Raw genomic sequence first — 5,321 nt, 5'->3', positions numbered from 1 at the left:
ACACCGCACCCCAACCCACCCCCCCCCTCGGGGGGGCCCCCAGGTTCTACCCCTGGGGCCCGCCGTCTCGCTCAGATCACCGTCGTCCCGCGCCCCACGCTCAGGTACGTGAAGCCGAGCTTGCTCATCGCCTGCGGGTCGAGCAGGTTCCGGCCGTCGAACAGGACCGGACGGGCCATGCCGGCAAGGGCCTCGCCCCAGGGAACCTCGCGCAACTCCGGCCACTCGGTGACGATGATCGCGGCGTCCGCCCCGGCCATCGCCTCGACCGGCGTCGCGCGGCGCTCGGTCGACGACCACGGCTCCTCGTCGCGCGGCTGCGCCAGCGGATCCCAGCAGCGCACCTCAGCGCCCTCGGCGAGCAGCCGCGACGCGATGATAGTGCTCGGCGCCTCACGCATGTCGTCCGTACCCGCCTTGAAGGTCATGCCGAGCAGCGCGATCCGCTTCCCCCGAAGGCCTTCCAGTTCGGTCTTAAGGCGCTGGATCGCTCGTCGCGGCTGGAGTTCGTTGACCTCGATCACTGCGGTGAGGAGCTGGAAGGGATAGCCAGTGTTGCTGGCCATGGCCCGCAGCGCGCGGCTGTCCTTCGGGAAGCACGAGCCGCCGTAACCAAGGCCGGCGTTCATGAAGTGCGGGCCGAGCCGGTGGTCCATCCCGATCGCCTTGGTCACCTGGGTGATGTCGGCGCCGGTTGCCTCACACATGGTCGCGATCTCGTTCGTGAAGCTGATCTTCGTCGCGAGGAGCGCGTTCGCCGCCATCTTCACCATCTCGGCCGAGGCGACATCCATCACCTCGACCGGTCCATCCACACCCGCGTGCAGCTCCGTGAGCAGGGCGGCCGTGGCGTCGTCCGCCGTGCCGACGACCACACGGTCGGGGCGCATGAAGTCCTGCACCGCCTTGCCCTCAGCGGTGAACTCGGGGTTCGCGGCGTAACCGACGTGCTCCAGGCCGGCCGCGTCCAGGGCCGCGCGGACCCGGGTGCCGGTGCCGACCGGCACGGTGCTCTTCACGACGACTGCGGACAGGTGAGCGGACTCCTTCAACGCGTCGACCACGGCCCACACGCGGGACAGGTCGGCGTCGCCCGACGCCATCGGCGGGGTGTCCACGCACACGTACACCACCTCGGCGTCGCGCACCGCCTCGTCCACGTCGAGGGTGAAGGAAAGCCTCTCCTTGTTGCGATTGATCATGTCGCCGAGGCCGGGCTCAAAGATTGGGATGTCGCCCGCACGCAGGATCCGGATGCGCTCCGGCTGGATGTCGCGCACCGTCACCGTGTGCCCCAGCTCGGCGAGGCAGGCGCCCGTCACCAAGCCGATGTACCCGGCGCCGAAGACTGCGACTTTGCGTTTCGGCATGTGAACCATCGTGTTCCATTCTCAAGCGTCGAACGGTCAGCGTGGGGAGCAAGGTCGGCTCCTGCCGCACGGCTTGAGCCTATCGATTGGCACCCCGTGGGGCGTAACTCGCCTGCCAGTTCTGCGCGTTGTGTCAACCGTTGACGTAACGGATACGGACGCTGCCGCGGGCCGTCCGACACCCAGAGCCCACCCACGACTGACCACTCCCGGCAGCAGGGCGCACCGTCTCCAGGTGTCACACGGTGCCCTTACCGTTGTGCCATCCCGCTCCCGGCCTCACGCCCTGCTGCTCCAACTGTTCCTGCGCAGTGCACGCACCACCGGACCGGTTGCCCCGTAGGTGGTGCAGCGGACGGCTGGCCGGGTCTCGCAGAGGTCCTAGATCCGCGACTTACGCAGCGAGTGCCACACAGCGCCGGTCAGCGCCCGCGACGCCCGGGGGACCGACAGTCCCTCGTGCTCGCGGTACAGCGACCAGTTGTACGGGACGAGCGACAGCTTGTTGGAGGACAGCGATCCCGCCTGGTGGGCCCTGTACACCGCAAGCGGCTCGGCAAGGCCCCGGACGTCAGCGCCGTCACGCATGATCGACAGCCACAGGGCGTAGTCCTGCCTCTTGCGCATCTCCGGCATCAGCCTCGTGCCCAGGACGTTGCGGTCGTACATGGCGGTCAGAGCACCGATGTGGTCCTGGACCAGCATCGCGCGGTAGTCCACGTGTTCCCGCGCGCGGACGACGCGCCCGTTCGGGATGAAGTCGGTGCTCTCGCCGTCGTAGTCGGCGTCCATCTTGAAGTACGAGGTGAACGTCAGGGGCGCACTGCCCGCCGCCGCGAATTCGATCTGCCGCTCGGTCTTCTCCGGCAGCCACATGTCGTCGCTGTCGAGGAAGGCGACGTAGTCCCCCCGGGCCCGCTCGATAGCGAGGTTGCGTGCCCGGCCGGCACCGCCCCGTTCGGGTGCCGATTCCGGCAGGACGCGCTTGTCCTGCCGGGCGAACTCCATGAGCAGGTCCATGGAGCCATCGGACGACTGATCGTCGGTGACCAGCAGCTCCAGATCGCTGTGGGTCTGCGTGAGCACCGACCGGACCGCTGCGCCCAAAGTCGCTGCCGAGTTGTACACGGGCATCACGACAGACACCAGGGGCACAGGGCTTCTCCTTGCTCAGACAGGAACGGCAGTCCATTCAAACACTGCGATCGAATAGGAACTGCCATGCATGTTGTTGTCGCTGGTCAGGGATATGTGGGACTGCCTCTGGCCGTCCGCGCCGCAGAAGTGGGCCACCGTGTCGTCGGCTACGACGTGGACCCGCATCGCGTCCAGCAGCTCGCCGCAGGCGAGTCGTACGTGGAGCACGTGGCGTCCGCGCGGCTCCGCGCAGTGCTGGACTCCGGAGCCTACTCCGCGACCGCCGAAGCCGCCGCGCTGCCCCGATTCGACATCGCGGCCGACCCCGCTGCGGGACGGAGTTCCCGACCTGACCTACGTCGAGTCGTGCGCCCAGACGCTCGGCGAGCACTTGTGCCCCGGTGCACCGTGGTCCTGGAGTCCACGACCTACCCCGGCACCACCGAGGAGCTGGTGATACCGATCTTGGAGAAGGCATCCGGCCTGATCGCTGGTGCGGACTTCCACGTCGGCTTCAGCCCCGAGCGCATCGACCCGGGAAACCAGACGTGGCCGTTCGAGAAGACGCCCAAGGTGGTGTCCGGCATCGACGCCGCATCGCTTGACGTGATCAAGGGCTTCTACGACAGCGTGGTGCAGACCACGGTTCCGGTCTCCGGAACGAAGGTGGCCGAGCTGACCAAACTGATCGAGAACACCTTCCGGCACGTCAACATCGCGCTGGTCAACGAGATGGCGATGCTCGCCAGGCCGCTTGGCGTGAACGCCGGGGAGGCGATCGACGCCGCCGCCTCCAAGCCCGGTCCGCGACCATGATCCGGTGGGCGATGATCGGCATCATGGTCCGCCGGCTCACCCGAGGTTGCCCTGCCAAACGGCCAGGACCACAACGTCTTCGGTGGACAGCCCCGTAGTAGACGACAGGCACCTGCGACGCATCAGGAATTCTGGACGTCGCCTACAAACCGCTCGACCTTGCTCCGCAGGTCTGGCGAGATGTCGGAGAGGCCGCCGACGATGAAGGTCAGTTGCCTCGCAAGTTCCGGATAAGCGCTCCAGACAGCTGAGTTCCTGGTCACGACCGCGCACAGCAGGTCGCCCTCGTACATGTCGCCTTCGGCCAGCGGGTTGTCACGAAGCACCTCCACGGCGAGCGGAAGAAGCACCGACAGCCCAATGTCCTGCCCGATCAGCAGGCGTAGGTCCTCAACGGTCAGAGTTCCGACCGGCCGACTCCGCAGGGCATGCGCCGTCGCAATGAGACGGGTGGCGTCAGGCGGGGGTGCCTGCCAGCGATCACGTTCAAGCTCCTCAAGGGACCTACTACGGTCGATAGATACAGTCACCAGACGATTCTCTCGTGCATGCGTGTGGTCGGGTGCCGGAGAGCATTGCTGGTCTCCGGCTAGCCGACCACAACGCGAGATCTCAAACACGATCTCAGACGAAGGTTGCTTTCGTGCAGCGACGGCGTTGATTCTCTGCGCGCTCTAACCTCGCACTTTCGCGAGTGTGGGCGTCCGAAGTTTGATCAAACAAGCGTGGAGTGCCTCTGACCTGGGGCGATGGGACTTGTCTAGGGTCCTGTTCGTCGTCAGGAATGCTGCACTCCTCAGGTGAAGATGACGGCTCCATGCCCTGCCGAACCCCGGTTGCCCAGCAGCTTCCCGTCCCTCCAAACAGCATCACCCCACCGGAGCCGTGGAACCCGGAGCCCACTCGACGCGACAGCCGGGCCACCTGCACTCCCGCAGCCAGTCCGCACCCGACGGGCCGTCATGCAAGATCAAGGCAGGCAGTCACGAGGAGACCGAGACATGAGCTTTCACCTTCACCTTCGAGCGGTGGCAGAAGATGAGATCCGGGACGACCATGCCTCACTGGAGGAGTTCATGGGCGCGGCCTGGGACAACCATGAGACCGAGTACGCGGCAGGCATCGCGGAATCCATAGCCAAGGACTTCGGCCCCCTCAACGACCTCTACCTGGCAGGGCCCACGCTCGTCGGCGGGACTACATCATGGGATCTGCCGATCTACGGGGGTCGGATCGTCCCCGCCTACATGGACCAGCAACCGCCATTCGTCATCCTCGACCCGGACCGGGTCGCCACGGTCGCAGACCTGCTCGCCGGGGCCTCCTTCGAAGCTCTCTGGCAGGTGGAGGGGGCCAAACTCACCGCGCCGTACGCCCAGTGGGAGGACCCGGAAGGCGCGGCCAAGGAGAACTACCTTGCCCACCACACCGGCCTTCGGGACTTCTACGGCCGCGCGGCCGCTGCACACCGCGCCGTCGTCAAGGCGTTCTGGTACTAGCCTCGCGCTTCGCGAGTGTGAGTGTCCGAGGCTTGATCAAATAAGCGAGGAGTGCCTCTGACCTGGGACGATGAGGCTTGTCTAGGGTCCTGTTCGTCGTCAGGAAAGCTGCACTCCTCAGGTGAAGAAGAGTATCGGGTCGTACCCCCGTGTCCGTGTCGAGGGTGGTGGCCGCGGAGCGGTCTCACAGGCCGGGGCCGCGTTGTTGGTGGAGACGGTCCACAAGAGCGGCCTGGATACGGCGATATCAGCGGCGTTGGCGCCGTGGCGCAGGACGCGGGCAGTGCATGATCCGGGCAAGATCCTGCTCGATGTGGCGCTCGCGGTGGCGCTGGGCGGGGACGGCACTGTCACGTTGGCCTGGCCCAGTGAGATGATCTTCGGGTCATCGTGGGAGGGGCTTCTCGTGGACACCGCGCCGTCGTACAAGGGGCACCGGTATCCGGTGGAGATCATCTCCCACTGCGTGTGGCTGTACTTCCGCTTCCCGCTGTCGTAC

The 5,321-nt window shown here is 66.4% G+C and carries 6 protein-coding genes; 3 read left to right on the top strand and 3 right to left on the bottom strand.

The window, feature by feature from the left end; translation table 11 throughout:
* Positions 1-71 precede the first annotated feature (71 nt).
* Positions 72-1,370, bottom strand: a complete 1,299-nt coding sequence (locus ACNPQM_RS33295) for a UDP-glucose dehydrogenase family protein (RefSeq protein ID WP_418086883.1) — start codon at positions 1,368-1,370, stop codon at positions 72-74.
* Positions 1,371-1,751: 381 nt separating this feature from the next.
* Positions 1,752-2,525: a glycosyltransferase family 2 protein gene (locus ACNPQM_RS33290; protein ID WP_418086882.1), complete on the bottom strand. Its 774-nt coding sequence runs from the start codon at positions 2,523-2,525 to the stop codon at positions 1,752-1,754.
* Between the two features lie 66 nt (positions 2,526-2,591).
* Between ACNPQM_RS33290 and ACNPQM_RS33285 the strand changes: the two genes are divergently transcribed.
* Complete coding sequence (locus tag ACNPQM_RS33285) at positions 2,592-3,323, top strand: nucleotide sugar dehydrogenase (protein WP_418086881.1); 732 nt, start codon at positions 2,592-2,594, stop codon at positions 3,321-3,323.
* 122 nt (positions 3,324-3,445) lie between these two features.
* On the opposite strand, the gene ACNPQM_RS33280 is transcribed toward ACNPQM_RS33285, so the two are convergent.
* On the bottom strand, positions 3,446-3,853 hold the full coding sequence (locus ACNPQM_RS33280) for a contact-dependent growth inhibition system immunity protein (RefSeq protein WP_418086880.1): 408 nt from the start codon (positions 3,851-3,853) through the stop codon (positions 3,446-3,448).
* Positions 3,854-4,285: 432 nt separating this feature from the next.
* Here ACNPQM_RS33280 and ACNPQM_RS33275 point away from each other — a divergent pair, with 432 nt between their 5' ends.
* Positions 4,286-4,822 (top strand): DUF1877 family protein, encoded by a 537-nt coding sequence (locus ACNPQM_RS33275; protein WP_418086879.1) that lies wholly within the window; start codon positions 4,286-4,288, stop codon positions 4,820-4,822.
* 121 nt (positions 4,823-4,943) lie between these two features.
* Positions 4,944-5,321, top strand: a 378-nt coding sequence (locus ACNPQM_RS33270; RefSeq protein WP_418086878.1) for a transposase, incomplete at its 3' end; no start/stop codon positions are given.

Origin of the sequence: Streptomyces sp. NPDC056231, assembly GCF_048270745.1 — a bacterium.
GTDB lineage: Bacteria > Actinomycetota > Actinomycetes > Streptomycetales > Streptomycetaceae > Streptomyces.
Note: the sequence above shows the minus strand (reverse complement) of the source record. Positions and strands in the feature narration are given on the sequence as shown.